Origin of the sequence: Methylocystis sp., assembly GCF_046349115.1 — a bacterium.
Lineage (GTDB): Bacteria > Pseudomonadota > Alphaproteobacteria > Rhizobiales > Beijerinckiaceae > Methylocystis.
This window is the reverse complement of record NZ_JAXMCX010000004.1, coordinates 254,170-278,171: the sequence shown is the minus strand read 5'-3', so window position 1 is coordinate 278,171 and position 24,002 is coordinate 254,170. Positions and strand designations below refer to the sequence as shown.

The window sequence follows — 24,002 nt, the reverse complement described above, 5'->3', positions numbered from 1 at the left end:
CTTCGGGCCGCGTCAGCGCGACTGCATCCGCTTCATCTGATCGCGCATCTTCATGATGTCTTCCGTGTTGATGGTCTTCGACATGCCGGGAATTGAAGGCATGTTCGGCATCACGACGTCGCCGGGCTTCTGGCCTTGCTTGCAGGGGCCGAGCCATGTGGCGGTGAGCGTGATGTCGGATTTGGACATGCCATGCATCGGCGGATCGTAGCTCATATGCATTTCGCCGCGATAATTCGAATCGAAGGACCCGGTGAACCGGCCTTGCGTCGTCGCGACGCTGTTGCCGATCTTGCAGACGGAGTTGACGACGTAGCCGTCGCCTTCCTTGGCCCAGCTCGTCTTCTCGCACCTGGATTGGGCGTCGCTCATGCCTGCCTTCAGAAGGCTGTCGGTTTTCTCGTCGATGCAATTCTGGATCGCGCCGATCGGCGAGGGTTTGCCGTTCAATTCTGAATGAATTTCCCAAAGTCCGGGTTTTCGCCGGGGCGGCTCCTCGGCTGCGCCGGCGACCGACGGAACCAGCAGTAAGGCGATGGAAAGGGGGAGAATTCCTGTTGCGCGCATATTTGCTTCCATTGTCGTCATCCGGCGGCCGCACCCACGATATTTTGCCGGCGCGGCGCGACGGTGTAAACGATGCGCCGAAGCGACGTCCGAGGCATCCAAGGATCATCTATGTTTCCCAAGCCCGTAACGAATTTGCGCGCCAACACATTCGAATATGAAGAGGCGCCGCTGATCAAATCGACCGGCTTTCGCGAATATGACGCGCGCTGGCTGTTTGGCGCCGAACTCAATCTGATGGGCGTGCAGGCGCTCGGCATGGGCCTTGGCGCGCTGCTGCGCGACATGGGCGTCGCTCCGGAAATCGTCGTCGGCCATGATTACCGCAGCTATTCCTCGTCGATCAAACTGGCGCTGGTGAGCGGCCTCTTGGCCGCTGGCGTGCGCGTGCGCGACATCGGCCTCGCTTTGTCGCCCATGGCCTATTTCGCGCAGTTCGATCTCGATGTGCCGGCCGTAGCGATGGTGACAGCCTCGCACAATGACAATGGCTGGACGGGCGTGAAAATGGGCGCGCGCCGGCCGGTGACCTTCGGACCAGAAGAGATGAGCCGCTTGAAGGAGATCGTGCTCGCCGGCGAATTTCACGAGGCGGAAGGCGGCTCCTATCGCTACATCGAAAATTTCGGCGCGCGCTATATAGACGACCTCACCCGCCGGCCGCCCTTCGCCCGCAAGATGAAGGTCGTCGCCGCCTGCGGCAATGGCACCGCCGGCGCCTTCGCGCCGCAGATGCTGGAGCGCCTCGGCTGCGAGGTGATCCCGCTCGACGTGGCGCCGGACTATACTTTCCCGCGCTACAATCCGAACCCCGAAGATTTGCACATGCTACACGCCATCGCCGACAAGGTGCGCGAGACTGGCGCCTGCGTCGGCCTTGGCTTTGACGGCGATGGCGATCGCTGCGGCGTCGTCGACAATAATGGCGAAGAGATTTTCGCCGACAAGATCGGCGTCATGCTGGCGCGCGATCTCTCGAAGGTTCATCCCAATTCGTCATTCGTCGTCGACGTTAAGTCGACCGGCCTGTTCGCGACAGACCCCGAGCTTGTCGCGCGCGGCGTCGTCACCGAATATTGGAAGACCGGACATTCCTACATCAAGCGCCGGGTCAGCGAGAAGAGGGCGCTCGCTGGCTTCGAGAAGTCTGGCCACTTCTTCTTCAACGAGCCGATCGGGCGCGGCTATGACGACGGTCTGCTTACCGCCATCCATGTCCTTGAAATGCTCGACCGCAATCCGACGAAGTCGATGGCCGACCTCTACGCCGAACTGCCGAAGACCTGGGGCTCGCCGACCATGTCGCCGCATTGCGACGACGAAAAGAAATATGGCGTGATCGACAAGGTCACGGCGCGCATCGAGGCGATGCGCGCGAAGGGCGATAAGATCATCGGTCAGCCGATCCGCGACGTCGTGACGATCAACGGCGTGCGGGTGACGGCCGCCGACGGCACCTGGGGGCTGGTGCGGGCGTCGTCCAATAAGCCGGAGCTCGTCGTCGTCGTCGAGAGCCCGGTGTCGCAAGCGCGCATGAAGGAAATGTTTACGGCGATCGACGCGGTGCTGCGCGAAAATCCCGAGGTCGGCGCCTATAATCAGACGATATAGAGCCGTCGCCGCGAGCGAGGGTAGGCGCTTCTGGCGGGGGAGCTAAACATGGGAGTGATGCAGCGCCCGCTCCTCGCCGATGTCGCGACATTCCTGCGGTTCTACTCGCGCCTTCCGATTGGCGATGGCGTCCACGCGCCGCTCGATTTGACGCGCATGGCGCCGGCGCTGCCGATCGCCGGCGCAATGATCGGCGCCACTGGCGCCGTCGCTTTGCTCGTTGCGCGCATCTGCCATCTTCCTTCGCTCGTCTGCGCGCTCCTTGCTGTCGCGGCGCTCGTGCTCGCGACCGGCGCGCTCCATGAGGACGGGCTCGCCGATGTCGCCGATGGATTTGGCGGCGGCGCGACGCGCGAGTCGAAACTCGCGATCATGCGCGACAGCCGGATCGGAACCTATGGCGTTCTGGCGCTCTGCATCTCTGTCCTGCTTCGCGTCGCGGCGCTCGCGTCGATCCTCGAGCGAAGCGTCACGCTCGCGGCGCTCGCGCTGATCTTCGCCGGCGCCTTGTCGCGCGTCGCCGGGCTGGCGCCGATGCTGTGGCTTCCCCCGGCGCGCGTCGATGGCCTGGGCGCGACGGTCGCCGCGCCGCCACGCGGCGCATGGAGCCGCGCCTGCATGATTGCCGCCGCGATCAGTCTCGCGCCCTGGCTCGCTGGCGCTGGCGCGGGCCAGACCGCCCTCGCTATCATCGCCGCATTCGCCATGGCGGCGCTTGCCGTGAAACTCGCAAAAAAGCAGATCGGCGGCTATACCGGCGATGTGCTCGGCGCCGCGCAGCAGCTCGCGGAAATCGCGATTCTGACCGCGCTGTCGGCCGTGTGAGCCCTATCCAGTTTCGGCTAATTCGGCGCGGCGCGCGGCGGCGGCGCGCACTTCGTCGACGGCGGCGAGCAGCGTTTCAACGCCCGCGCCAGGCTTGACCGCGTCGAGCGCCAGCCGCCGGCGGAACGACCGCGCGCCGGGCATTCTGGAGAAAAGCCCGAGAAGATGGCGCGTCATGTTGGCGAGCCTTTCGCCTGCCGCCAGTTGCCGCTCGACATAGGGAAGGAAGGCGTCGACGGCTTCAAAAAGATCGGCCGCCGGGGCAGGGGCGCCGAACAAGCGCGGATCGACCGCGAGCAGCAGGGCAGGGTCATGATAGGCGGCGCGCCCGATCATCACGCCGTCGACGTGATCGAGCTGTTCCTCGATCTGCGACATGCTCGTGAGCCCGCCATTGATCGCGATCGGCACATCCGGCAGCGCCCGCTTGAGACGACGCACCAGCGCGTAGTCCAACGGCGGCACGTCTCGATTCTCTTTCGGCGAGAGCCCCTTGAGCCACGCTTTTCGCGCATGCACGAACAGCGCGTCGACTCCATTCGCCACACACGTCTCCGCAAGCGCGAACAAAGCCTGTTCCGGCTCCTGATCGTCGACGCCGATGCGGCATTTCACGGTGACTGGAATGGCGACCGAATCCTTCATTGCCTTGACGCAATCGCCGACCAGCGCAGGTTCGCGCATCAGACAGGCGCCGAATGCGCCGTTCTGAACGCGATCGGACGGGCAGCCGACGTTCAGATTAACTTCCTGATAGCCGAATGTTTCAACGAGGCCCGCGGCCTTCGCGAGGGCCGCAGGCTCGGCGCCGCCGAGCTGCAGGGCGACGGGCTGCTCGAAAGGGTCGAAAGCCATCAGCCGCGCCCGGTCGCCGTGGATAACCGCGCCGGTCGTCAGCATTTCAGTATAAAGCCGGGCGCGGCGCGACAGGAGGCGATGGAAGTATCGGCAGTGCCGATCCGTCCAATCCATCATCGGCGCCACGGAAAAGCGGACATCGGTGGCGCGAAGCGTCATGGGCGCGGGAGCCTTGTCATGGGCCCCAACCTGCCGTACCAACGCTTCGCAGCGCAAGCGGAAGCGGCGGCGCGGCGTGCGCCCGGAGGCGGAATGAAAGAAAAAATCGACGCTTATCTGCTCAGGGAATTGAATCGCGAACTGTGCGATTTCGAGCAATATGACGTCGATCCGCGCACGCGTTTCCTTCACGGGAAGGCGCTCGAACTCTATTGGACGCTCTCGCGCCTCCTGGGCCTTGGCCGCCTGCATGACGGGCGCTGGCGCACGCCCGACGCCGCCGGCGCGCAGGCGCTGCGCACGCCGCTCGAAGGCGCGATTCCTGCTCCCGCTGAGCGCAATCGGCTGCTGATCGACATGACGGCGACGCGACGCTTTGGCGGCCATTCCGGCGTGCAGCGCGTCGTGCGCGAAATTGCGCGCGCCTGCGTCGAAAGCGGCGACGCCATTCCCGTCTATCTTGAAGAAGGCCGGCTCTTTGGCCAGTTCAAACATGAGAATTTGCCTGACGCGATCAAATTGCAGCCGGGCGACATTCTGTTCCTCCTCGATTCAGGATGGGGCTTCGTCGACGAATATCCGCCGCTGTTGGAAGCGGCGCGCGCGGCCGGCGTCGAAGTCGTCGGCTGTGTCTACGACCTCATCCCGCTGCGTTATCCCGCCGCCACGGCTTTAAAGAACAGCGCGCCTTTCGCGTCCTGGTTCGAGAATGTGCTGCTGCATTGCGACGCGATCGTCTGCATCTCGCAAAGCGTCGCGCGGGACCTCGTCGCCTATTTGCGCGACGAGCGGCTCGCGGCGCCCGCCAATTTGCGCATCGGCTGGTGGCCGCTCGGCGCGGATTTTGGCGCGGGCGCGCCCGGCGCGCCGTCAAAGACAGCGGCGCAAATCGCCACGGCGCCGACGCCCTTCTTCATGAGCGTCGGCACGCTGGAGCCGCGCAAGGCCTATCCGATCGCTTTGGACGCCTTCGAACTTCTCTGGTCGCAAGGCTTTGACGCGCGTTACGTCATCGTCGGCCGGCCGGGGTGGAACACGCAGGCGCTGCAACGCCGCATCCGCCAGCATAAGGAATTCAATCGTCGGCTGTTCTGGCTCGACAATGCGAGCGACGCCGATCTTTCCTATCTTTATCCGCGCGCGCGCGCGCTGATCTTTCCGTCCTTTGTCGAAGGCTTCGGCATGCCGCTGATCGAAGCGGCGCATTATGGCGCGCGTGTCATCGCGAGCGATATTCCCGTGTTTCGCGAAGTTGGCGGCGAAAGCGTGGTCTATTTCGATCTTCTCAACGCGGCGTCGCTCGCTGCCCGCATCGTCGAGATCGACGAGGAAAGGAAAGAGACGCATAGCGGCCTCCCTGTCCTGCGATGGCGCGACTCTGCTGCGACGCTGACGACGATGCTGCGTGAAAACGCCTATCAGCTCGACGCGGCGTCGATACGCAATGCGCTCGCCAGCAATGACGTCGTTGCGCCAAAAGATAAGATCGGCGCCTATCTTCTCTCGCAGCTCTATGAAGAAGTCTGCGAGCGGGGCGGCCATCCCCTCGATCCTCGACTGAGATGGGCCTATGACCGTGCGCGCGAATTCTATTGGACCGCCTCACGCTTAATTCGCGCCACGCGCGGATGGGTCGGCGCGGCGCCGCGAACGCAACAAAAGGCGCCTGCCGACTGGATGATCGTCGAGCGGGGCGCCGCGAACTCCGGCCGCGGGAGGCTGTTGATCGACGTCACCACGACGTGGCGCGCCGATGTGAAAACCGGGATACAGCGCGTCGTGCGCGAAGTCGTCAAAGCGTCGGTCGACGCAGGCTGTGGACTGCCCGTCGTGATCGCTGAAGGACAACTCAGCTTCTTTTCGCGCGACGCGGCGCAGCCACAGCCGGTCGCGATCGAGTCCGGCGACAAATTGCTCTTGCTGGACGCCGGATGGATCTTTGTCGAAGAATATGATTCTGTCATGGAGTCGGTGACGGCTCGGGGCGGAGAGATCATCGTCTGTCTCTATGATCTCTTTCCTCTGGTTTACGCCGCGGCCTTTCCTCATTCGCTGCAAATCGGTTTTCGCAACTGGTTCGAGCGCGTGATCCTTCGCGCCGACCGCATTGTCGCGATTTCGCACAGCGTCGCGCGCATCTATGAGGACTATTGCGTCGAGCGCGGCTCTCTGCGCAAGGACGGACAGACGACCGAGGTATGGTGGCTCGGCGCGGATTTTTCGAATTACATTGAGTCGGCGCCAACGAAGCGCGTGCGCGCCATCTCCGAGGCCGCGCGGCCCTTCTTCCTCAGCGTCGGAACGCTCGCGCCGAACAAGGGCCAGGCGCTCTGTCTTGCCGCTTTTGAAAAATTATGGGCGAGGGGCGTCGACGCGACATTGGTGATTGTCGGTCGTCCCGGCTGGAACACAACCGCTCTGGCGCGGCGCCTGCGGGAGCATCCTGAACATGGACGGAGATTGTTCTGGCTCAGCGATGCGAGCGACGCCGAATTGCAGTCGCTTTATCGCAGCGCGCGCGCCGTTCTCTGCGCGTCCTATGCCGAAGGATTTGGATTGCCGCTCATCGAGGCGGCGCATGCCGGCGCCCCGGTGATCGCGAGCGACATCGAGATTTTTCACGAGGTCGGCGGCGACGCGATCGGCTATTTCGATATGCTCGACGCCGAGTCCTTGATGGAGCGAATAATTGAAACGCTCGCTTCGAAGAAGGTTGCGCATCCGCTGCCGGTGCTGTCTTGGAAGGAATCGACTCAAAATCTTTTGAATATGGTCTCTGCGTGACGGCGGCTCTCAGCCGCCTGCCTTCGCGCAAGGAGATTGCGGTTTCGGATCAATCCTGACGCGAATTCTCCTGCGCCGGCGCGTCGAGTTCGAAGCTGATCCCCTGCATTTTAAGATGCGCCCAGTTCTTAAGGTCCTTCACGGTGAAGCGTTTCAGAAACGGGTTTCCGTTGACGATTTTATCGCGCGCCTTGGCCGGCTGTCCGTCGGCGCTGGCGATCACCGTCGCGGCGTCGACTTCCTCCGGCGCGGACAGGATCGCCGCCGCGCCGCCAGGTCCGGCGAAATGCGCGAGATAAAGCGATCCGGGCGTGACCGGCAGACCCTTCTTTAGCAGGATCGAGCTGTTTTGCTCGACATAGTGCGCCGTCATTTCTCGCGAAAGCTCGGGGTCCTTGCGCAGGTCAAGAATCTCCTTGTCGCTCATCGCTCCGGCGAGGTCGGGACGGTGTTTCCTGATCAGCTCCATCCATGTGGCGTTGATGAACTGGCCCAGTCCCACCGCGGAGGAAAATTTGTTTCGCGCGTCGGCGATGCCCTGCGACTCGGCCATCGTAATCCTGTCGACCAAGGATTTGAGCGACGACGACGCCTGATCGGGAAACAGCGAAAGATGAATATCGTGGAAATGCAGCTTCAATCCGAATCCGACCGCGAAAATCAAGACGAGAGCGATGGGAGAAATTCGTATGCCGCGATCGTCGCCGGCACGCTTTTCAGGAGAAGCGAATCCCTCATCCTTAAGCGGCGCGCTCAGGCTGATGTAGTCCGCCAACTGCGGCTGCAATCGAGGCACGCCTTTGAGAGACGACAGAAGGTCTTGCAGCGCCTGCTCGTCAAAACCGAGATTGATCCTGATCTCGAGTTTTCCCGGCTCCTTCGAGGTCTCACAGGCGGAGATCAATGTCGCCGGCGCGCAGGCCGAGACGGCGACCCCGCGCTCCGAACCGGTCGGCGCGGCGTGTTCCTTGCGCATTGGCTCGTCCCGGTCGGCGGAGGTCTCGTTTGGCGCGGCTGGCTCATCCATTGCGTTGTTCCTCACTCGCACGACGCCGATCGAATGGCGAATGAGGGGAGCAGCATCCCGTTATGAAAGCGTAAACGATGGTCAGGGGGATGCGAATTCGTCCGCGCGCGGGGGGCAACGCCCTCGGCGCCCGAAATTTCGCCTCAATCCTCAAAGCGTTCGCCGGCGGCCTGTCCAACGACGGCGATTTGATCTAACATTTGGCGACGGCGGTTTTGGCTGCGATGCCGACACCCGCCGATGATTGCGATGAAATGCGATGTTGTCGCCAATTTTTGGAGACGAGTATGAGCGAGGACACGACGAAGAAATTTCCGCAAGTTTTCGCCGAAGAGATTGAAGACATCAACCAGCGTCGGCGGAATTCGGGGCGACCCGAAATTCCGACGGCTGAAGTTACGCCTAAAACGACCCACGACATCGTTGGCCTGGCGCTGTCCGGCGGCGGCGTCAGATGCGCGGCCTTCTGCTTGGGCGCGCTGCAGGGTCTCGACAGCGCCGGATTGATCAATCGGTTGGATTATCTTTCGACCGTATCGGGCGGCGGCTACATCGGCTCGGCGATGACGCTCGCCATGTCAAAAAACGGGGGCAGGTTTCCCTTCGATCCGCCAACCAGCTACGACGGAGAAACGCAGCACACCAAGCATATTCGCGATAATTCGCGCTACCTCGTGCCCAAAGGGCTGAAGTCGTTTCCCGTATTTGCGGCGATTTATATTCGAGGCCTGCTCTCCGGCGCGCTCATCGCCCTTCCGGTCCTGCTTTCTCTCGCAGCGCTCACGATCTTCTTTTCCCCAACGCATAGCGATCTGGATTCGGGGGGCTTTCTTGAAGGCGGATTATCCCGCGTCCTCGTCCTCGGCGACAACCCGTTTCCGATCACGACCGCCGTGGCCTTGGTCGTTGCGGCCTTGTTGTTCATCTATGCATTAGCGGCGCATGGGCCGCCAAGAGACATTCGTGGCCCACTCGCCGCAGCGTTCGGCACCATGGTGACGCTTATTTTAGTGGCGCTTATTGTCGAAATTCAGCCAAAGTTTATCCTGGCCCAACTCGAAACGGGCGGCGCGAGCGGTGCCGTCGCCGGCGGCTTTCTTAGTTTATCAAAATATTATACCATAGTTGGGACGGTTATAGCTGCGGCGACTCCGATCAGCTTGCCTTTCATGAATCTCCTCGCAAAGTCTGCGGTCGTCAAGAAACAGAACTCCCTGACGCAAAAGGCAGCCAAATTGGCGAGCAGACTCATCATCTATATTGTCGCGCTAATCGTCCCTTTGATCCTATGGATCCTCTATATTGAGCTTTCATATTGGGGAATTTCGGTATCAGCCGACCGTTGGAATTATCCCCACGCTCCCGAATTTCTTCAATCGCTCTTTGGCGTTGCGCAATGGGCGATTGGGAACTCGATTGAACCAGGCTCCTGGAGCGCGCATTTCACGCCTTCTGTGATCGTCTATCTCGCAATCGCGCTCCCGATTTTCTTGGTCTTCTGGTATTTCATCGACGTCAATGCGAACTCGTTGCATCAATACTACCGGGATCGACTGGTGGACGCCTTTCTCGTTGACCCCACAATAGAACGTGACGAAAAAGAAGAAAGCAAGAATATCGTCTCAGATGATTTTCTCCTCACTGAGATTTCAACTGTCAACACGCCCTACCACCTGATCAACACGACTCTCAACGTGCCGGGGTCGGCGAGGGCCAATCGCCGCGGCCGCAATGGAGATTTCTTTCTGCTGAGTCGCAATTTTGTCGGCAGCGAAGTCACCGGCTATGTCGAAACGAACACTGTGAAGCACTTGTGGGGCGGGGACATCGGCACCGCCATGGCGATCTCGGGAGCGGCGGCGGCGCCAAATATGGGCATTGCGTCCCTTCGTCCGCTCGCCTTTACGTTTGCGCTTTTGAACGTGCGCCTTGGGCGATGGTTTCCGAACCCGAAAAAGCTAAGTGAGTTTGGTAAACGCGCAAACTGGCCTCGGCCGCAATACTTTCTCAGGGAGGCTTTCTTTCGCACGAAGGAAAATTTCAAATTTGTCTTCCTCAGCGATGGCGGCCACATCGACAATCTCGGCGTCTATGAATTGCTGCGCCGGCGCGCCGCAGTGATCGTCGCCGTCGACGGCGAAGCTGACGCGGAGATGGACTTTCCCTCGCTCATCCAGCTGCAGCGCCTGGCGCGCATCGACCTTGGCGTGCGCATCCGCTTGCCCTGGGGGGAGATCAAAACTCACTCCAGAGAGACCAGCGCTGCAATCGCCAATGAACAGGTGCGAACCAAGAGCTTCGGCCCGCACGCGGCGATCGGGATTATCGAATATCCTGAAGCGGCGACGAAGGGCGAAACGGGCGTATTGATCTATCTGAAAGCGTCGTTGACCGGCGACGAAAACGACTACGTCAATGATTACAAGAAGCGCAATCCGGACTTCCCGCATGAAACGACGCTGAACCAGTTTTTCAGCGAGGAACAGTTCGAAGTCTATCGCGCGCTCGGATATCATATTTCCAATCGGCTGTTCAACGGGCAGGACTGCGCCTCGGTCGAACCTGATCTAATCGGCAAGGACAAGCAGTCGTTCAAGCGGGCCGAACAGCTCTTGAACGTCACTTTCAGACCATGTCCGCAGTCAGCAGCGAAGACCCCGGACGAAGCGATGGCGTGACGCCTTCTGGGTCCTGTCGCTTGTAAGGGCGGATTGGCCGGCGTTCGCGGCGCCGGCCGCGTTAATCGATTGTCAAGCAATCGGCGTGACGCTCGTCAATCCTGTATCGATCCGATCCTTCTCCATGACCGAGCCAATGGGAATAGCCGCCCTCGACTTCAGCCCGGCCGCGTCTCCCGCCGCCGACGCGCCAGAGTTGAGAGCGGAGCGTTCCGACGCGCCGATGTCGGCGCCTGTCTCGAATGATCCCGCGACGCCTGCCGAACGAAGGCCGCTCGCGGCGTTCAAACGCGCCGTCTTCCATGGCGCGCGGCTTCTTTGGGCTGCGTCGGTTTATGGCGCCGCGGGTCTTGCCGGCTGGCTGATCGCCGAAGCCGCATGGCCGACGCTCGCCGCGGCGCCGGACTTCGTCAGGACTATGGCGACGCGGGAAAGCGCGGAGCGCGCCGCCTTGCTGCGCACGACGCAGAAGATGGAAGAGGAAATAAGGGCGCTGCGCGCGGAGATGGAGACGATGCGCGCTTCGACGCAGGCGGCGACGCCGACCGCCGACGCCGTCGAGTATCTCGGCAAGCGCATCGACGCAATGAAGACGGAGACCGGCGCCGCAATCGGCGCGCTCTCCACTGAAGTCGAGGGACTGCGGCGCGACGCGGCCGCCAAGCCTGCGCCGACCAGCGCGCCCCCGGAGCAAGCCGCCGCGCGCTCATCGCGAAGCGAATATGTCATCCTCGAACAAGGCGCGCCGCGACGGACGACCGTTTCCGCGACGGTGAAAGTCGGCGAGGGGCTGCGACGCCCCAAACTACGCCGCAACGACGCTTTCGAGCCGTCGAAACATCCCAATGCGCCGGGCGCGCCGCGCCCGCTCGGCGCCTCCGCGCCATAAGATAGCTCTCCGCGCGCATTGATGAATCGATGATTCATCCGCGCGCTCTAATGACCCAGCGATAGATGCGACAGGCGGAAGATGCTGGACAGGAACTTTATCGCGAAACCGATAAGCCCGGAGCCGCCATAAAAGTCGCTCTTGTTCAGCTGGACAAAGACGTGGGCCGGCGCTTCGGAATCATTGCTCATTTCGCAAACGAAGAATCCCTCTCGCGCCCTTATCGACTCGAACAGGATTTTGGTCGCGGCGGCGATTTCGCGAAGCCGCAGGCGGAAGTTGTCGCGGCTCGTTTTCGTTGACGCCAAGACGATCTCATTCGCGCTGGAATGACTGAGCTGGACGGCGGCCGCTCTGCGATCTTCAGGGTGCTCCTGACTCGTCGGTCGCAATTTCGAAGCAATATTCGCGGTAGCGGCGATGACGTTGCCGAGCGCGTAATCGCGACTCTCGCCGGGTTCGATCCTTTCGCACCAAATCAAGGTTTTTCCGGTAAGACACAAGATGGCGGGCGTCGACAAATCGTCGATCGCGCGCGTCTGATAGACATAAGGCGCGCGCGCCCAGCTCATCGTCGACGCGTCGCACGGAACCGAGCGAATTGCGACATTGGCGGAGGAGCAGAGATAGGCGGGCTGAAGAAACAGAAGCGGCGGCGAATTGTCGCGCGCCAATTTCGTCAGATCGATTTTCTCGATGACATTGCCTTCGCCGGCGGTCAGCAAAATCTCGCTTTGTTTTCTTGAAGCGGCGATGCGATTGAGTTTCACGTCTCCGCCGCCAAAGCACACATAAAGGAAGGTGGCGAATTCATGCGCGATCCAGGAGCGTTTTTGCGCCGAATGCGGACTCTGGCGCGGAATCGTCCGCGTTCCAGGCCAACGGCAAACGGATCTGCTCGGCCGATCAAAAAAGGACGTGTCGGGACCAAGCGTCACCACCAGTCCCTCTCTCGCGTCCAACAGCCGAAAGTCGCTTTCCCCTTGCTGCAGGGAAATTCGTTCGGGATTGAAAAAGGGATTGCGCATGAAGGTGCGCAGCCCGAAGTCGAGAAAGTCGATTGGCGTCATATACATGCGCGACATCCTTCAGCCAATCGTTGAGGATTTCGAGGTTGGGGATATCTTCGCTTCAGGTGAGCGAAAGGTTACGTTCGCGAAGCGATCGCTCCCAATAACGCGCCTTGCCGGCTTTCGTTCCGAGCGACGCCAAACAAGGCTGGGGACGAAACCGGCGCGCGACCGAGATCCGATCCTAGGCAATTGATATTTGAGGAAAATGATAGGAGATGGTGCCCCTGGCCGGAGTCGAACCAGCACTCCTTGCGGAACTCGATTTTGAGTCGAGCGCGTCTACCAATTCCGCCACAGGGGCTTTGGCCGGGCGAGGCCGGCGAAGCGGCGCGGATATTAGCGGCGGCGCGGCGCCCGTCAACCCGCGAAACTTCTTTCCGCATAAGATACGTGCTATGCGCGTGGCGCGCTCCCCAACTTCGGAAACGAATGAAAAAGCTCTATGACTGGACCATGTCGCTTGCCGGTAGCCGGCACGCGCCTTTCGCGCTCGGCGCGATCGCCTTTGCCGAGAGTTCCTTCTTTCCGGTGCCGCCCGATGTGATCCTTGTCCCGATGACGCTCGCAGAGCCGAAGAAGGCCTGGTATTTCGCCGGAATCTGCACGCTAGCCTCGGTCGCGGGCGGGGCGCTCGGCTACGCCTTCGGCGCGCTCTTTTATGACACGATCGGCCAGTGGCTGATCAGTCTTTACGGCTATGGCGAGAAGATGGAGGCGTTGCGCGCCTTCTACGCGCAATGGGGCGCGATTTTCATTCTGGTGAAGGGCTTCACGCCGATCCCCTATAAGCTCGTGACCATCGTCTCCGGGCTGCTCGCCTATAATTTCCCGCTGTTCATCGTTCTGTCGATGCTGACCCGTGGCGCGCGCTTCTTCGTGCTCGCTGCGGCGATCAATCATTTCGGCGATCAAATCCGCTCGAAGCTCGAAAGCCATTTCGGATGGTTCATGGGCTCGCTCGCGGTCATCGTCGTCGCCGGTTTCGCCTTGGCCGCCAAGATGTTTTGAACGGTCGGCCCGGACGAATGATAGGAAATCCATTTGAATTGTTCGGCTGTCATTCCCGACGCGCGCAACGCGCGCGATCGGGAGCCCAGAGCAACGCCCGCGTTCTTGGATTGTCTCTGGATTCCCGGTCAGGCCTTCGGCCAGCCGGGAATGACATGATCCAAGCGAACGGATTAACTAGACTCCGCATGACTTGGTCAGACGTATGACTTGGCGCAGCCTTCTCGATTGCATCATCGAGCCTCGCAATGCCTCGCTCCTCATTCTCGCCGCGGCCGTCGCGGCGATCGGCGGCGCCTGGGCCTATGAATCGCTCGGCTTTCTGCCCTGCGAGCTTTGCTATAAGGAGCGCGTTCCCTATTACGCCGCCTTCGGGCTCGCGCCGCTCGCCGCTCTCGCCGCGCAGAGGGGCAGGGAGCGTCTGTCGCGCGCGGCCTTCCTGCTAATGGCGCTGCTTTTCGCCGGCGACGCGCTGCTTTCAGCCTATCATTCGGGCGTCGAGTGGAAGATTTTCGCGGGGCCGTCCGATTGCTCCGGGGCGCTGACGACGGCGCCGTCCGTCGCCGATTTCATGAAGCAGCTTCAAACGACCAGGGTCGTGCGCTGCGACGAGCCGAATTTGTGGATTTTCGGCCTGACGCTGGCCAATTGGAACATCGCGATTTGCGCCGCGCTGGCGGCGCTGGCGGGTTACGCGGGTTGGGGGTGCAGGCGATAGATCAGCGCTGTTTTTCCTTCTCGACGACATGATTCATGGCATGCTCCATGACATGGCGCCGCAACACGCGGTTGATTTCGGTCTGATAACCTCGTCCCTCCGCGCGGCTCTTGAACCAGTCCAATACGTCCGCATCGATGCGAATGTTCACCGGCTGTTTGATTGGCCTGTAGAATGCGCCGCGGCGCGCAAAGGCCCAGTTTTCAGCGGGCGCTTCAGGAATATCCCTTGTGTCGATCTTTTCGTCGGGCATGGCGGCGAGCTCTTCAAGCTCGCGGCGTTCCGTCGGGCTAAGTTCCTTCTTGCGCATAGCGCCTTCTCTCTTGAGGCGTCGCCTTTCGCGCGCCGATGATCCGCACGCGCTCAGCGTCGTCTTCGTCGGGATAGCAATGAACGACAACGAGCAACGCTACTGAGCCAACAACGCCGATCGCATGCCAAACTTCTTCGTCATCCTCGAAACGATCTGGGATGATGACATGCAAGGGGTCGTCCCCAACCCGTTGCGCAACTTCTAATGAAACCCCATGCTTGGCGACGTTCCGCCGCGCCTTATCGGAATCCCATTCAATTCTCACGTGCAGCTTCCGACTAAATTGTATACACAATAATGTAAATAACAAGCGCGGCGATAGTTCATCCCGCCGCCATCCTGGCGCTGGCCCTGAGCTTCTCTGTCTCGCTTTTGAGCTGCCCGCAGGCGGCGAGAATGTCGCGGCCGCGCGGCGTGCGCACCGGGCTGGCGTAGCCGGCGTTGAACACGATGTCGGAGAAGCGCTCGATCGTCTCCCAGTCCGAACATTCGTAAGGCGCGCCGGGCCAGGGATTGAACGGGATAAGATTGATCTTCGCCGGCAGGCCTTTGAGCAGCCGCACCAGCTCCCTGGCCTCGGCCGGCGAATCATTCACGCCTTTCAGCATCACATATTCAAAGGTAATGCGCCTCGCGTTCGACGCGCCCGGATAATCGCGGCAGGCTTGCAGCAGCTCCTTGATCGGATATTTCTTGTTGAGCGGCACGAGGTCGTTGCGCAATTCGTCGCGCACAGCGTGCAGGGAAATCGCCAGCGCCGGACCGCATTCGGCGCCGAGCCGCTCGATCTGCGGCACGACCCCGGAGGTCGAGACGGTGATGCGGCGCTTCGACAGCGCCAGCCCGTCGCCGTCGGCCATGACCTCGACAGCCGCCATGACGCTGTCGAGATTATAGAGCGGCTCGCCCATGCCCATGAAGACGATGTTGGAGACGGCGCGCACGCCTTCGCCCGACGGCACGAGACCGTCGGTCGGCCGCTCGCGATCGGGAAAGTCGCCGAGCCGCTCACGGGCGACGAGCAATTGGCCGACGATTTCGGCGGTCGTCAGATTGCGCACGAGCCGCTGCGTGCCGGTATGGCAGAAGCTGCAATTCAAGGTGCAGCCGACCTGCGAGGAGACGCAAAGCGTGCCGCGGTCGCTTTCCGGGATATAGACGCATTCGACTTCCGCGCCCTTGTCGAAGGCGTCGACCGGCTGCAGCCGCAGCAGCCATTTGCGGGTGCCGTCGACCGAAATCTGCTCCTCGACGATGTCCGGCAGGCGCAGCGCGAAGGCGTCGGCAAGCCGCGCCCGCAGCGCCTTCGAGACATTGAGCATGTCGCCAAACTCGCGCGCGCCGCGAAAATAGGTCCAGTGCCAGAGCTGCGACACGCGCATGCGGATTTCACGCTCGGACAGGCCGAGCGCGCGCAGCGAGTCGCCGATCTCGGCGCGGGTCATGCCGGCGAGCGAGGGCTTAAGTTTTACATCGGGCGCCTGGGATGTGTCGGACAGCGTCATGAATTCCTCGAAGAGCGCCCCTTATATCATGCCTTTGCGCGATTTTTGTCAGGGGCTGTCATCCGGGCTGTCACCCCACCCCGCAGTGCATTCGCAATGCGACCCTCCCCCTCAAGGGGAGGGTGAGGTTGCGCCCTTCGCCTAATTGAAGCTTTAAAAAACCAGCAGAGCGGCGCGGATGGTCAGCGCCAAGAGCACGAGCGACGAGATCATGAAGATCAACCAGCGCAGCATGATGATGTTGATCAACGCTTGAATGAGACTGTGGAGGATTCGCAGCCCGACATAGCTCCAGGCGAGCGCGATATTGAGACGATCCCCGGCGCCCAGCATCGCGAGAGTGATGGCAACCGCATAGAACAGCGTCGGCTGCTCCAGCAGATGATTGTAATTGTCCGCCTTCCACCGGGTCTTCGGCGGAATCTGCGCGTTGAACGCTTCCTTGCTCTGGTCTGGAGACAGCGGGATGCGATTTCGCCTGATCGCCGGAATGCGCGTTGCGTAAAGCCACGCCCACATGACGAATGTCCACAGAACAAGCGCGATAACGGGCGCTAAAAGCGGGCTGTGCATTCTCGTTTCTCCTGTCCTCCCGAGCGCCTCAGGCTCGGCCCGTCCGCTATAAGAAAGTCCGCCTCCTTCCTTGATGTCGCCCGGCATAACCGATAAAGGCTGCGCGCTCACGGCCAAGCGGCCGACGGAGCACTCCCTTGCACAGCGCCGCGCCAGACGCATCCAATCCTTCGCTCAAGGCGACGCGCCGGGAGTGGATCGGCCTCGCCGTCGTCGTCCTGCCCTGCATGGTCTATTCGATGGACCTCACGGTCCTCAATCTCGCCATTCCTTCGCTGACGGCTGAGCTGCGGCCGAGCGCGTCGCAGTTGCTGTGGATCATCGACATTTACGGCTTCATGGTCGCCGGCTTCCTGATGATCATGGGGGGACTCGGCGATCGCATCGGCCGGCGGAAGGTGCTGCTGCTGGGCGCCGCGGCGTTTGGCGCCGTCTCGATCTTGGCGGCGTTCTCGCAGTCGGCGCGAGCGCTCATTGTCGCGCGCGCCGCGCTTGGCGTTGCGGGCGCGACGCTGGCGCCTTCGACCCTGTCGCTCATCACCAACATGTTCCGCGATCCGCGCGAGCGCACCTTCGCGGTCAGCATGTGGATTTCGGCGTTTTCCGCCGGCGCCATCGTCGGCCCGCTGGTCGGCGGCGCGCTCATTCAAAATTTCGGCTGGGGCTCCGTGTTCTTCGCCGGCGTTCCGGTGATGGTCGCGTTGCTCGTTCTCGGGCCGACGCTTTTGCCGGAATATCGCGATCCGAAGGCGGGCCATCTGGATGTCGTCAGCGCGCTGCTCTCGCTCGCTGCGGTATTGTCGTTCATTTACGGTCTGAAACGCGCCGCCGAGGCGGGCTTTAGCGCCGACTCGATCGCACCGATGGCGGCGGGCGCCATGCTCGCGATCCTGTTTCTGCGCCGGCAGGCGCGGCTCGAAGATCCGCTGATCGATCTCGCGCTGTTTCGGTCGCGAACGCTCAACATGGCGCTTTGCATCAATATCCTCGGCGTCTTCTTTATGTTCGGCGCGTTCATCCTCCTCAGCCAGTATTATCAGCTGGTGGCGGGATTGGGCCCGCTAGACGCAGGATTGTGGTCGATGCCGTCGGCGATCCTTTTTACCGTCGGCTCCTTCGCGACGCCGGCGCTCGCGCGCCGGATCAAAGCGGTCGATCTTCTCGCCGGAGGGCTCGTCATTTCGGCGATCGGCTTCGTCGGCCTTGCGCTGGCGAGCGGTTTTTACGGCGTCCTTCTGTCGTCGCTGTTGCTCGTCGGTTTCACGCCGGTCATCACGCTGACGACGGAAATCATCGTCACCTCGGCGCCGCCAGCGCGCGCCGGCGCGGCCTCAGCTCTGTCGGAGACCGCGAATGAACTCGGCGGCGCGCTCGGCATCGGCGTGCTCGGCAGTCTCGTCACGCTGATCTACCGATCCAAAATGGCCGGCGTCGTCGCGGGGCTTCCCGCCGACGTCGCGGGAACCGCCGCGGCGACTCTCGGCGGCGCAGTGGACGCCGTGAGATTGCTCCCCGCCGAACAGGCGGAACGGACGCTTTCGGCTGCGCGCGACGCCTTCAACGTCGGATTTCAGGCGAGCGCCTGGCTCGGCGCCCTGGGGCTTTTCGGCGCCGCGCTCGCGACGAAAATTGCGCTCAAAGCGGCGCCATCGGCGTCGGCCGCCGGCGAGCGGGAAAAGTCGCGTTCAGCCGCCGCGTAGCGCATCCTTCGTCACGATCTTGTCGCGCCTGTGGCCCGGCGCGCGCGCCAAGCGTTGGGAGGCCTATCCGGAACTCCAGCGCAAGGAAGACGCCGCTTCCGATCATGCGGCGATTTGGGCGGACATAAATATCTAGCTCGAAATTCGCTCGCTCAGCGCGCCCGCATAAGTCCAGCCATCTACGCCGACATAAATGCACCCGGCCTTTCGAGGCGTCGGCGCTCCGCCATAGCGACGTCGAGGGCTTGAGAGTGGCCCCTGCCGCGCCATCTTAGCGGCGTCGTAATGATATATTTGTCTTTATCGCCGGGCGTCGATGGGTGACGCTCGCCGGCGACGCTCGGGGAGAAGACGCAATGGCGGCGAATGTTATGTGGAAAATCTTTCTCGCGCTGGCCGCGATGGCGCTGGCCGCCTGCGATCGCGGGCCTGAACTTCCGGAAAGCGCGGGATATGGTCCCAATCCGACGCTGCCCGAACCTCATCCGACTGGCGCCTTTCCCTATGTGAACATCGCCTCAGCGGTGGGTTGGCGCGGCGTCGAAAAGCCCGTGCCCGCAGAGGGCCTTGGCGTCGAAGCTTTCGCGACTGGACTCGACCATCCGCGCTGGCTCTATGAATTGCCGAACGGCGACGTTCTTGTCGCGGAAACCGACGCGCCGAAATCGGAAGAAGGCGGCGCCGGCGGCGTTCGCGGCTTCATCATGCGCTTTTACATGAATCAAGCCGGCGCGGACAAGCCGAGCGCCAACCGGATCACGCTGCTGCGCGACGCGGACGGCGACGGCGTCGCCGAGACGAAGGAGGTTTTTCTGGAAAATCTCAATTCGCCCTTCGGCATGGCGCTGGTCGGCAATCAGCTATATGTCGCCAACGCCGATTCGCTGGTGCGCTTTCCCTATAAGGAGGGCGACACGCGCATCGACGCGCCGCCGGAGAAACTCGTCGATCTGCCGTCGGGACGAAATTGGCACTGGACCAAGAGCCTTGTCGCCGACCCGGTGGGTTCCCGTCTTTACGTCGGCGTCGGATCGAACTCCAATGTCGCCGAGCACGGGATGGAGGAGGAGCATAATCGCGCCGACATTCTCGAAATCAATCCGGTGACGGCCGACATGCGCGTCTACGCTTCCGGCTTGCGCAATCCGGTCGGCATGGATTGGAATCCGGCGACCGGCGACCTCTGGGTCGCGGTGAATGAACGCGACGAACTCGGCGATAATCTCGTGCCGGATTACATGACCGGGGTGCGCGAGGGGGCCTTTTACGGCTGGCCCTACAGCTACTATGGCCAGCATGTCGACGCACGCGCGCAGCCCCAGAATCCTGAACTCGTTCAACAGGCGATCAAGCCGGATTATGCGCTCGGCTCTCACACGGCTTCGCTCGGCCTGACATTCGTCACGGAGGCGGCGCTGGGGCCATTTCAGAACGGCGTCATCATCGGCCAGCACGGCTCGTGGAACCGCAATCCCCGCGTCGGCTATCGCGTCATTTTCGTAAAATTCGAGAAGGGCGTCCCGGTCGGTGGGCCGAAAGAGGTGCTGACCGGTTTCTTGAACGAGCGCGGCGAAGCGCAGGGCAGGCCGGTCGGGGTCATCATCGACAAGCGCGGCGGCCTGCTGGTCGCCGATGACGTGGGCGGCGCGGTATGGCGCGTCAGCGCCAAGAAGGACGCCGACTAAGCAGGACGGCAACTGAGCAGGACGGCAACTGACCGGCGTCGCTCGCATTTGGCCGCCGCCTGTGCTAACGGCTGCGGCCAGCCTGGCTTTACCGGGCTAAGTCAAGGGTCTGGAGCTGATGTCCGATATTTTCCACGAGGTCGATGAAGACGTCCGGCGCGACAAGGCGGCGGAGCTTTGGCGGCGCTATCAGACGCCGATCGTGATTCTCGCCGTGCTGATCGTCGCCGCGACCGGCGCGTGGAGCTATTACCAGACCAATCGCCAAAAGGCGGCGGAGGCGGCCAATGCGCGCTTCGAGGCGGCGGTCGCCCTCGCCAATGACGGGAAGGCCAAGGAAGCCGCCGCCGCCTTCGACGCGCTCGCCAAGGACGGACCCAAGGGCTATGCGACGCTCGCCCGCATCCGCGCGGCGGAGCTGCGCGAGGACAAGGCGCTGGCGCTGGAGGAATTGAACGCCATCGCCGAGGATAAGAACGTCGACAAGCTCAATCAGGAAGTGGCCCTGCTGCGCGCCGCCCTGATCATTCTCGATGGCGGCAGCCGCGAGAAAATGGAGCGCGCGCTCGGTCCGATGATGACCTCGAACGGCGCCTTCCGCTTCTCGGCGCAGGAATGGAACGGCCTCGACGCGCTCGCCAATAATGATTTCGACGAGGCGGAGCGAGTCTTCGACATTCTGCTGAGCGACCGCGACGCGCCGCAGTCGATGCGTCAGCGCGCCGCGGCCTATCGCGGATTGCTGCACGCCAAGCGCGGACCCAAGCCGGCGCCGGCGGCGGCGCCCGCGGGAGGCGGCGCGACGAGCGGCAATGTCACCGTGACGCCGGTGATCGAGCCGGAACAGGAAGGCGCCGCGTCTTCCGGCGACGCGCCTTTCGAGGTGAAGCCGTCGAAGTAGCGCGCAAGCGGCGCGGCGGCGCGGCGAGAAACGAGTCATGTCCTTTTCGCTCGCGATCATCGGCCGGCCGAATGTCGGCAAATCGACGCTGTTCAACCGGCTGACCGGCAAGAAGCTGGCGCTGGTCGACGATCGTCCCGGCGTCACCCGCGATCGCCGCGAGGGCGAGGCCAAGCTCGCCGATCTGCGGTTCACCATCATCGACACCGCCGGGCTCGAAGAAGGCGCGCGCGCGACGCTGGAAGGACGCATGCGCGCTCAGACCGAGAGCGCGATCCTCGCCGCCGACGCCATTCTCTTTCTCATCGACGCGCGAGTCGGGGTGACGCCCGACGATAAATATTTCGCCGATCTCGTTCGTCGCGCCGGCAAGCCGGTGATCCTTGTCGCCAACAAGGCGGAAGGAAGGGCGGGCGAGGCCGGCGCCTATGACGCCTTTTCGCTCGGTCTCGGCGATCCCGTGCCGCTCTCCGCCGAACATGGCGAAGGCATGGGAGAACTCTATGACGCGCTGCGCGAGGCTCTCCCCGAAGAGACCGCCGAGCCCGTCGACGAAGACATCGTCATCGAAGAGAGTTCGAGGAACGACGAAGAGGACGGCAGCGACCTCGATGTGACGAAGCCGCTGCGGATCGCCGTCGTCGGCCGGCCCAACGCCGGCAAATCGACGCTGATCAATCGCATTCTCGGCGAGGAGCGGCTGCTCACCGGACCCGAAGCGGGGATTACGCGCGATTCGATCTCGGTCGATTTTCTTTGGCGCGACCGCAAGATGAAGCTCTTCGACACCGCCGGCCTGCGCAAGCGCGCCCGCGTCGTCGACAAGCTCGAAAAGCTCTCGGCCGCCGACGCGCTGCGCGCCGTGCGATTTTCCGAAGTCGTCGTGTTGCTCGTCGATTCGACGATTCCGTTTGAAAAGCAGGATCTCTCGATCGCCGACCTCGCGGCGCGCGAAGGCCGCGCCGTCGTCATCGCGCTAGGCAAATGGGACCTGATCGAGGATCGCGGCGCGACGCTCGTCAAGCTGCGCGAGGACGCCGAACGCCTGCTGCCGCAGCTGCGCGGCTGTCCGGTTGTTCCCGTCTCAGGCGCGACGGGGGAGGGGCTCGACAGGCTGATGCAGGGGATCGTCGCCGTCCATGAAACATGGAATAAGCGCATCGCCACGGCGCGGCTCAATCGCTGGCTGTTGAACCAAGTCGAGGAGACGCCGCCGCCGGCGGTTTCCGGACGGCGAATTAAAATCCGCTACATGACGCAGGCGAAATCGCGGCCGCCGCATTTCGTGCTGTTCGGCAATCAGCTCGATGAATTGCCGGCAAGCTATGAGCGCTTTTTGATCAACAGGCTGCGCAAGACCTTCGACCTTCCCGGCGTGCCGATCAGGATTTCGAAAAAGGCGGGCGACAATCCTTACGCGGGGAATCGAAAGGACTAAGCCGACGACGGCGCTGCGCGCTCAAGCGCTTCGCGTACCGACGCCGCAAGGGCGGCGCAGCGGCCAGCTTCGTTGGCGAGCCCAACTCTAAACGTCCTTGGCAATTCAAGCTGAACGCCGGCGCCGCATCGGCCCCGGTTGCAAATATTGGCCGGATCGCGTCCCGCGAGACGATGGCCTTCGCCGACTGGTTTCGCCTTGAAGCCCGCGCTCGCGAGCGCTTCGCAAATGGCGTCGCGCAGACTCTCATGCAGGCCGCCGACCCAGATCGACGCATCGTCGCCGCGATCCTTGCGGCCGTGAACGCCGATTGCGATTGCGGAGGCGGAGACGAGCGCCAGCGCTCGCGGCTCGTCGAAACGCGTCGACGTGATGTGCAGGCTTTTGCCGCTGACTTTGGTCAGGCCTTCGAAGCAATAGAGCGAGAAGCGGTCCGCCGCGATCGCCGTCGCGATTTCCGAGGTTCCGCGCTCGATCAGCCCGCCGTGCGGCGCGACGATGGCGATTGGCGAAGCGCGTTCGTCGAGGCGAATGCGATAATCGACGCCTTCGATTTCATTCGCCGCGAGCGTTGCGAAACTATCGTATCGGTCCGCCATGTGGTTAAAGGCCTCGATGAACGAGCCGGATCTCTCGCACGCTCAGGGAAAGCATTATGACGACAAAGCCTTCTCCCGAAAAACTCCTCGCTCTCGGCATGTCTTTTTGGAACGCCAAGACGCTGCTCTCGGCGGTTGAGCTTGGCCTCTTCGACGCCCTCGCCGACGGCCCTATCGATCTTGCGACGCTGACAAAGAAGCTCGGGCTGCACGAACGTTCGGCGCGCGACTTCCTCGACGCGCTCGTCGCGTTGAAGATTTTGGAGCGCGATTCGAACGGACGCTACGCCAATACGCTGGAAACCGAATTTTTCCTCGTGCGCGGCCGGCCGAGCTATGTCGGCGGCCTGCTGGAAATGGCCAACGCCCGTCTCTACGAGAGTTGGGGACATCTCTCGGAGGCGCTGAAAACCGGCCGCCGCCAAAGCGAAAACCGGGACGCGAGCGATCTCTTCGCGGCGCTTTACGCCGATCCGAAGCGCCTGCGCGGCTTTTTGGCGGCGATGAGCGGCGTCAGCGCCGGCGCGGCGCAGGCGATCGCCGACAAATTCCCGTGGCGCGATTATAAGAGCTTCGTCGATGTCGGCGCCGCGCAGGGCATGGTCCCCGTCACCATCGCGCGGGCGCATCCGCATCTTTCCGGCGGCGGATTCGATCTGCCGCAGGTCGGACCGATCTTCGAGGAATTTGTCGCCGCCAATGGGCTCAATGATCGGCTGCGCTTTTATCCCGGCGACTTTTTCAAGGACGAATTGCCGAAGGCCGACGTCATCATCATGGGCCATATTCTTCACGACTGGGACCTCGACCAGAAGCGGATTCTGCTGAAGAAAGCCTATGACGCGCTGCCCGCAGGAGGTGCGCTGATCGTCTATGAGGCGATGATCGATGACGACCGCCGCGAGAACGCCTTCGGCCTGCTGATGAGCCTCAACATGCTCATCGAAACCGACGGCGGCTTCGACTTCACCGGCGCCGAGTGCCAGGGCTGGATGAAGGACGCTGGCTTCTCCAGCACGCGCGTCGAGCCGCTGAACGGGCCGAATTCGATGGCGGTCGCCCTCAAATAGCCGAGCCGCCAGGCCGGCCGC

General features: G+C 62.4%; 21 protein-coding genes and 1 tRNA gene. 12 read left to right on the top strand and 10 right to left on the bottom strand.

The genetic code is table 11. The features are described 5' to 3' along the window. Nucleotides 1–12 precede the first annotated feature (12 nt). The gene (locus U1E20_RS13205; RefSeq protein ID WP_409981077.1) at nt 13–567 is read right to left on the bottom strand and encodes a DUF3617 domain-containing protein; all 555 of its coding nucleotides are present in this window, start codon (nt 565–567) and stop codon (nt 13–15) included. 111 nt (nt 568–678) lie between these two features. Here U1E20_RS13205 and U1E20_RS13200 point away from each other — a divergent pair, with 111 nt between their 5' ends. Together U1E20_RS13200 and cobS are read left to right on the top strand one after the other, a co-directional pair. Next, nucleotides 679–2,178, top strand: coding sequence for a phosphomannomutase/phosphoglucomutase (locus U1E20_RS13200; protein WP_409981076.1), 1,500 nt, complete (start codon nt 679–681; stop codon nt 2,176–2,178). Nucleotides 2,179–2,235: 57 nt separating this feature from the next. Beyond that, nucleotides 2,236–3,003 (top strand): adenosylcobinamide-GDP ribazoletransferase, encoded by a 768-nt coding sequence (gene cobS / locus U1E20_RS13195; RefSeq protein ID WP_409981095.1) that lies wholly within the window; start codon nt 2,236–2,238, stop codon nt 3,001–3,003. A gap of 3 nt (nt 3,004–3,006) precedes the next feature. Here cobS and dusA read toward each other — a convergent pair whose 3' ends face one another. Further along, complete coding sequence (gene dusA / locus U1E20_RS13190; RefSeq protein WP_409981075.1) at nt 3,007–4,020, bottom strand: tRNA dihydrouridine(20/20a) synthase DusA; 1,014 nt, start codon at nt 4,018–4,020, stop codon at nt 3,007–3,009. 93 nt (nt 4,021–4,113) lie between these two features. On the opposite strand from dusA, the gene U1E20_RS13185 reads away from it, so the two are divergent. Next, nucleotides 4,114–6,804, top strand: coding sequence for a glycosyltransferase family 4 protein (locus tag U1E20_RS13185; RefSeq protein ID WP_409981074.1), 2,691 nt, complete (start codon nt 4,114–4,116; stop codon nt 6,802–6,804). A 49-nt stretch (nt 6,805–6,853) separates the two neighbouring features. Here U1E20_RS13185 and U1E20_RS13180 read toward each other — a convergent pair whose 3' ends face one another. Then, nucleotides 6,854–7,831 carry a hypothetical protein gene (locus U1E20_RS13180; protein WP_409981073.1) on the bottom strand — a complete coding sequence of 326 codons (978 nt, stop codon included), beginning with the start codon at nt 7,829–7,831 and terminating at the stop codon, nt 6,854–6,856. A 287-nt stretch (nt 7,832–8,118) separates the two neighbouring features. Between U1E20_RS13180 and U1E20_RS13175 the strand changes: the two genes are divergently transcribed. Continuing rightward, nucleotides 8,119–10,509: a patatin-like phospholipase family protein gene (locus tag U1E20_RS13175; RefSeq protein WP_409981072.1), complete on the top strand. Its 2,391-nt coding sequence runs from the start codon at nt 8,119–8,121 to the stop codon at nt 10,507–10,509. Between the two features lie 136 nt (nt 10,510–10,645). After that, nucleotides 10,646–11,398, top strand: coding sequence for a hypothetical protein (locus tag U1E20_RS13170; protein WP_409981071.1), 753 nt, complete (start codon nt 10,646–10,648; stop codon nt 11,396–11,398). Nucleotides 11,399–11,445: 47 nt separating this feature from the next. Here U1E20_RS13170 and U1E20_RS13165 read toward each other — a convergent pair whose 3' ends face one another. Continuing rightward, nucleotides 11,446–12,474, bottom strand: a complete 1,029-nt coding sequence (locus U1E20_RS13165) for a hypothetical protein (protein ID WP_409981070.1) — start codon at nt 12,472–12,474, stop codon at nt 11,446–11,448. A gap of 213 nt (nt 12,475–12,687) precedes the next feature. Continuing rightward, nucleotides 12,688–12,772, bottom strand: a tRNA-Leu gene (locus tag U1E20_RS13160). Between the two features lie 128 nt (nt 12,773–12,900). Here U1E20_RS13160 and U1E20_RS13155 point away from each other — a divergent pair. Both U1E20_RS13155 and U1E20_RS13150 read left to right on the top strand, forming a co-directional pair. After that, complete coding sequence (locus tag U1E20_RS13155; protein ID WP_409981069.1) at nt 12,901–13,479, top strand: YqaA family protein; 579 nt, start codon at nt 12,901–12,903, stop codon at nt 13,477–13,479. A 205-nt stretch (nt 13,480–13,684) separates the two neighbouring features. Further along, nucleotides 13,685–14,197, top strand: coding sequence for a disulfide bond formation protein B (locus U1E20_RS13150; RefSeq protein WP_409981068.1), 513 nt, complete (start codon nt 13,685–13,687; stop codon nt 14,195–14,197). Between the two features lies 1 nt (nt 14,198). Here the strand turns inward: U1E20_RS13150 and U1E20_RS13145 are convergent, their stop codons facing one another. The 4 genes from U1E20_RS13145 to U1E20_RS13130 all read right to left on the bottom strand — a co-directional run bounded on the left by U1E20_RS13145 (nt 14,199) and on the right by U1E20_RS13130 (nt 16,588). Beyond that, nucleotides 14,199–14,507, bottom strand: a complete 309-nt coding sequence (locus tag U1E20_RS13145) for a BrnA antitoxin family protein (RefSeq protein WP_409981067.1) — start codon at nt 14,505–14,507, stop codon at nt 14,199–14,201. After that, nucleotides 14,488–14,775, bottom strand: coding sequence for a BrnT family toxin (locus tag U1E20_RS13140; RefSeq protein WP_409981094.1), 288 nt, complete (start codon nt 14,773–14,775; stop codon nt 14,488–14,490). The genes U1E20_RS13145 and U1E20_RS13140 overlap by 20 nt, the downstream gene beginning before the upstream one ends. Nucleotides 14,776–14,833: 58 nt before the next feature. Beyond that, on the bottom strand, nt 14,834–16,015 hold the full coding sequence (gene rlmN, locus U1E20_RS13135; RefSeq protein WP_409981066.1) for a 23S rRNA (adenine(2503)-C(2))-methyltransferase RlmN: 1,182 nt from the start codon (nt 16,013–16,015) through the stop codon (nt 14,834–14,836). Nucleotides 16,016–16,168: 153 nt separating this feature from the next. After that, the gene (locus U1E20_RS13130; RefSeq protein ID WP_409981065.1) at nt 16,169–16,588 is read right to left on the bottom strand and encodes an MAPEG family protein; all 420 of its coding nucleotides are present in this window, start codon (nt 16,586–16,588) and stop codon (nt 16,169–16,171) included. Nucleotides 16,589–16,725: 137 nt separating this feature from the next. On the opposite strand from U1E20_RS13130, the gene U1E20_RS13125 reads away from it, so the two are divergent. The 4 genes from U1E20_RS13125 (at nt 16,726) to der (ending at nt 22,312) form a co-directional block, all read left to right on the top strand. After that, nucleotides 16,726–18,288: an MFS transporter gene (locus U1E20_RS13125; protein ID WP_409981064.1), complete on the top strand. Its 1,563-nt coding sequence runs from the start codon at nt 16,726–16,728 to the stop codon at nt 18,286–18,288. A 356-nt stretch (nt 18,289–18,644) separates the two neighbouring features. Further along, nucleotides 18,645–19,973, top strand: coding sequence for a PQQ-dependent sugar dehydrogenase (locus U1E20_RS13120; protein ID WP_409981063.1), 1,329 nt, complete (start codon nt 18,645–18,647; stop codon nt 19,971–19,973). A gap of 118 nt (nt 19,974–20,091) precedes the next feature. Then, a complete protein-coding gene (locus tag U1E20_RS13115; protein WP_409981062.1) occupies nt 20,092–20,874 on the top strand; it encodes a tetratricopeptide repeat protein in 783 nt (260 codons plus the stop codon). Between the two features lie 37 nt (nt 20,875–20,911). Beyond that, nucleotides 20,912–22,312: a ribosome biogenesis GTPase Der gene (gene der / locus U1E20_RS13110; RefSeq protein WP_409981061.1), complete on the top strand. Its 1,401-nt coding sequence runs from the start codon at nt 20,912–20,914 to the stop codon at nt 22,310–22,312. On the opposite strand, the gene U1E20_RS13105 is transcribed toward der, so the two are convergent. Then, nucleotides 22,309–22,911, bottom strand: coding sequence for a poly-gamma-glutamate hydrolase family protein (locus U1E20_RS13105; protein WP_409981060.1), 603 nt, complete (start codon nt 22,909–22,911; stop codon nt 22,309–22,311). The two genes, der and U1E20_RS13105, sit on opposite strands and share 4 nt — an antisense overlap. Before the next feature lie 56 nt (nt 22,912–22,967). Here U1E20_RS13105 and U1E20_RS13100 point away from each other — a divergent pair, with 56 nt between their 5' ends. Next, complete coding sequence (locus U1E20_RS13100) at nt 22,968–23,981, top strand: methyltransferase (protein WP_409981059.1); 1,014 nt, start codon at nt 22,968–22,970, stop codon at nt 23,979–23,981. The last annotated feature ends 21 nt before the right edge of the window (nt 23,982–24,002 follow it).

What these genes read in the sequence shown, in the direction of transcription:
- U1E20_RS13180 (WP_409981073.1), bottom strand. Translation starts at nt 7,831, where the DNA reads ATGGATGAGCCAGCCGCGCCAAACGAGACCTCCGCCGACCGGGACGAG.
- U1E20_RS13175 (WP_409981072.1), top strand. Translation starts at nt 8,119, where the DNA reads ATGAGCGAGGACACGACGAAGAAATTTCCGCAAGTTTTCGCCGAAGAG.
- U1E20_RS13115 (WP_409981062.1), top strand. Translation starts at nt 20,092, where the DNA reads ATGTCCGATATTTTCCACGAGGTCGATGAAGACGTCCGGCGCGACAAG.
- U1E20_RS13150 (WP_409981068.1), top strand. Translation starts at nt 13,685, where the DNA reads ATGACTTGGCGCAGCCTTCTCGATTGCATCATCGAGCCTCGCAATGCC.
- U1E20_RS13165 (WP_409981070.1), bottom strand. Translation starts at nt 12,474, where the DNA reads ATGTATATGACGCCAATCGACTTTCTCGACTTCGGGCTGCGCACCTTC.
- cobS (WP_409981095.1), top strand. Translation starts at nt 2,236, where the DNA reads ATGCAGCGCCCGCTCCTCGCCGATGTCGCGACATTCCTGCGGTTCTAC.
- U1E20_RS13100 (WP_409981059.1), top strand. Translation starts at nt 22,968, where the DNA reads ATGACGACAAAGCCTTCTCCCGAAAAACTCCTCGCTCTCGGCATGTCT.
- U1E20_RS13185 (WP_409981074.1), top strand. Translation starts at nt 4,114, where the DNA reads ATGAAAGAAAAAATCGACGCTTATCTGCTCAGGGAATTGAATCGCGAA.
- U1E20_RS13170 (WP_409981071.1), top strand. Translation starts at nt 10,646, where the DNA reads ATGGGAATAGCCGCCCTCGACTTCAGCCCGGCCGCGTCTCCCGCCGCC.
- dusA (WP_409981075.1), bottom strand. Translation starts at nt 4,020, where the DNA reads ATGACGCTTCGCGCCACCGATGTCCGCTTTTCCGTGGCGCCGATGATG.
- U1E20_RS13155 (WP_409981069.1), top strand. Translation starts at nt 12,901, where the DNA reads ATGAAAAAGCTCTATGACTGGACCATGTCGCTTGCCGGTAGCCGGCAC.
- der (WP_409981061.1), top strand. Translation starts at nt 20,912, where the DNA reads ATGTCCTTTTCGCTCGCGATCATCGGCCGGCCGAATGTCGGCAAATCG.
- U1E20_RS13105 (WP_409981060.1), bottom strand. Translation starts at nt 22,911, where the DNA reads ATGGCGGACCGATACGATAGTTTCGCAACGCTCGCGGCGAATGAAATC.
- U1E20_RS13145 (WP_409981067.1), bottom strand. Translation starts at nt 14,507, where the DNA reads ATGCGCAAGAAGGAACTTAGCCCGACGGAACGCCGCGAGCTTGAAGAG.
- U1E20_RS13120 (WP_409981063.1), top strand. Translation starts at nt 18,645, where the DNA reads ATGGCGGCGAATGTTATGTGGAAAATCTTTCTCGCGCTGGCCGCGATG.
- U1E20_RS13130 (WP_409981065.1), bottom strand. Translation starts at nt 16,588, where the DNA reads ATGCACAGCCCGCTTTTAGCGCCCGTTATCGCGCTTGTTCTGTGGACA.
- U1E20_RS13205 (WP_409981077.1), bottom strand. Translation starts at nt 567, where the DNA reads ATGCGCGCAACAGGAATTCTCCCCCTTTCCATCGCCTTACTGCTGGTT.
- rlmN (WP_409981066.1), bottom strand. Translation starts at nt 16,015, where the DNA reads ATGACGCTGTCCGACACATCCCAGGCGCCCGATGTAAAACTTAAGCCC.
- U1E20_RS13200 (WP_409981076.1), top strand. Translation starts at nt 679, where the DNA reads ATGTTTCCCAAGCCCGTAACGAATTTGCGCGCCAACACATTCGAATAT.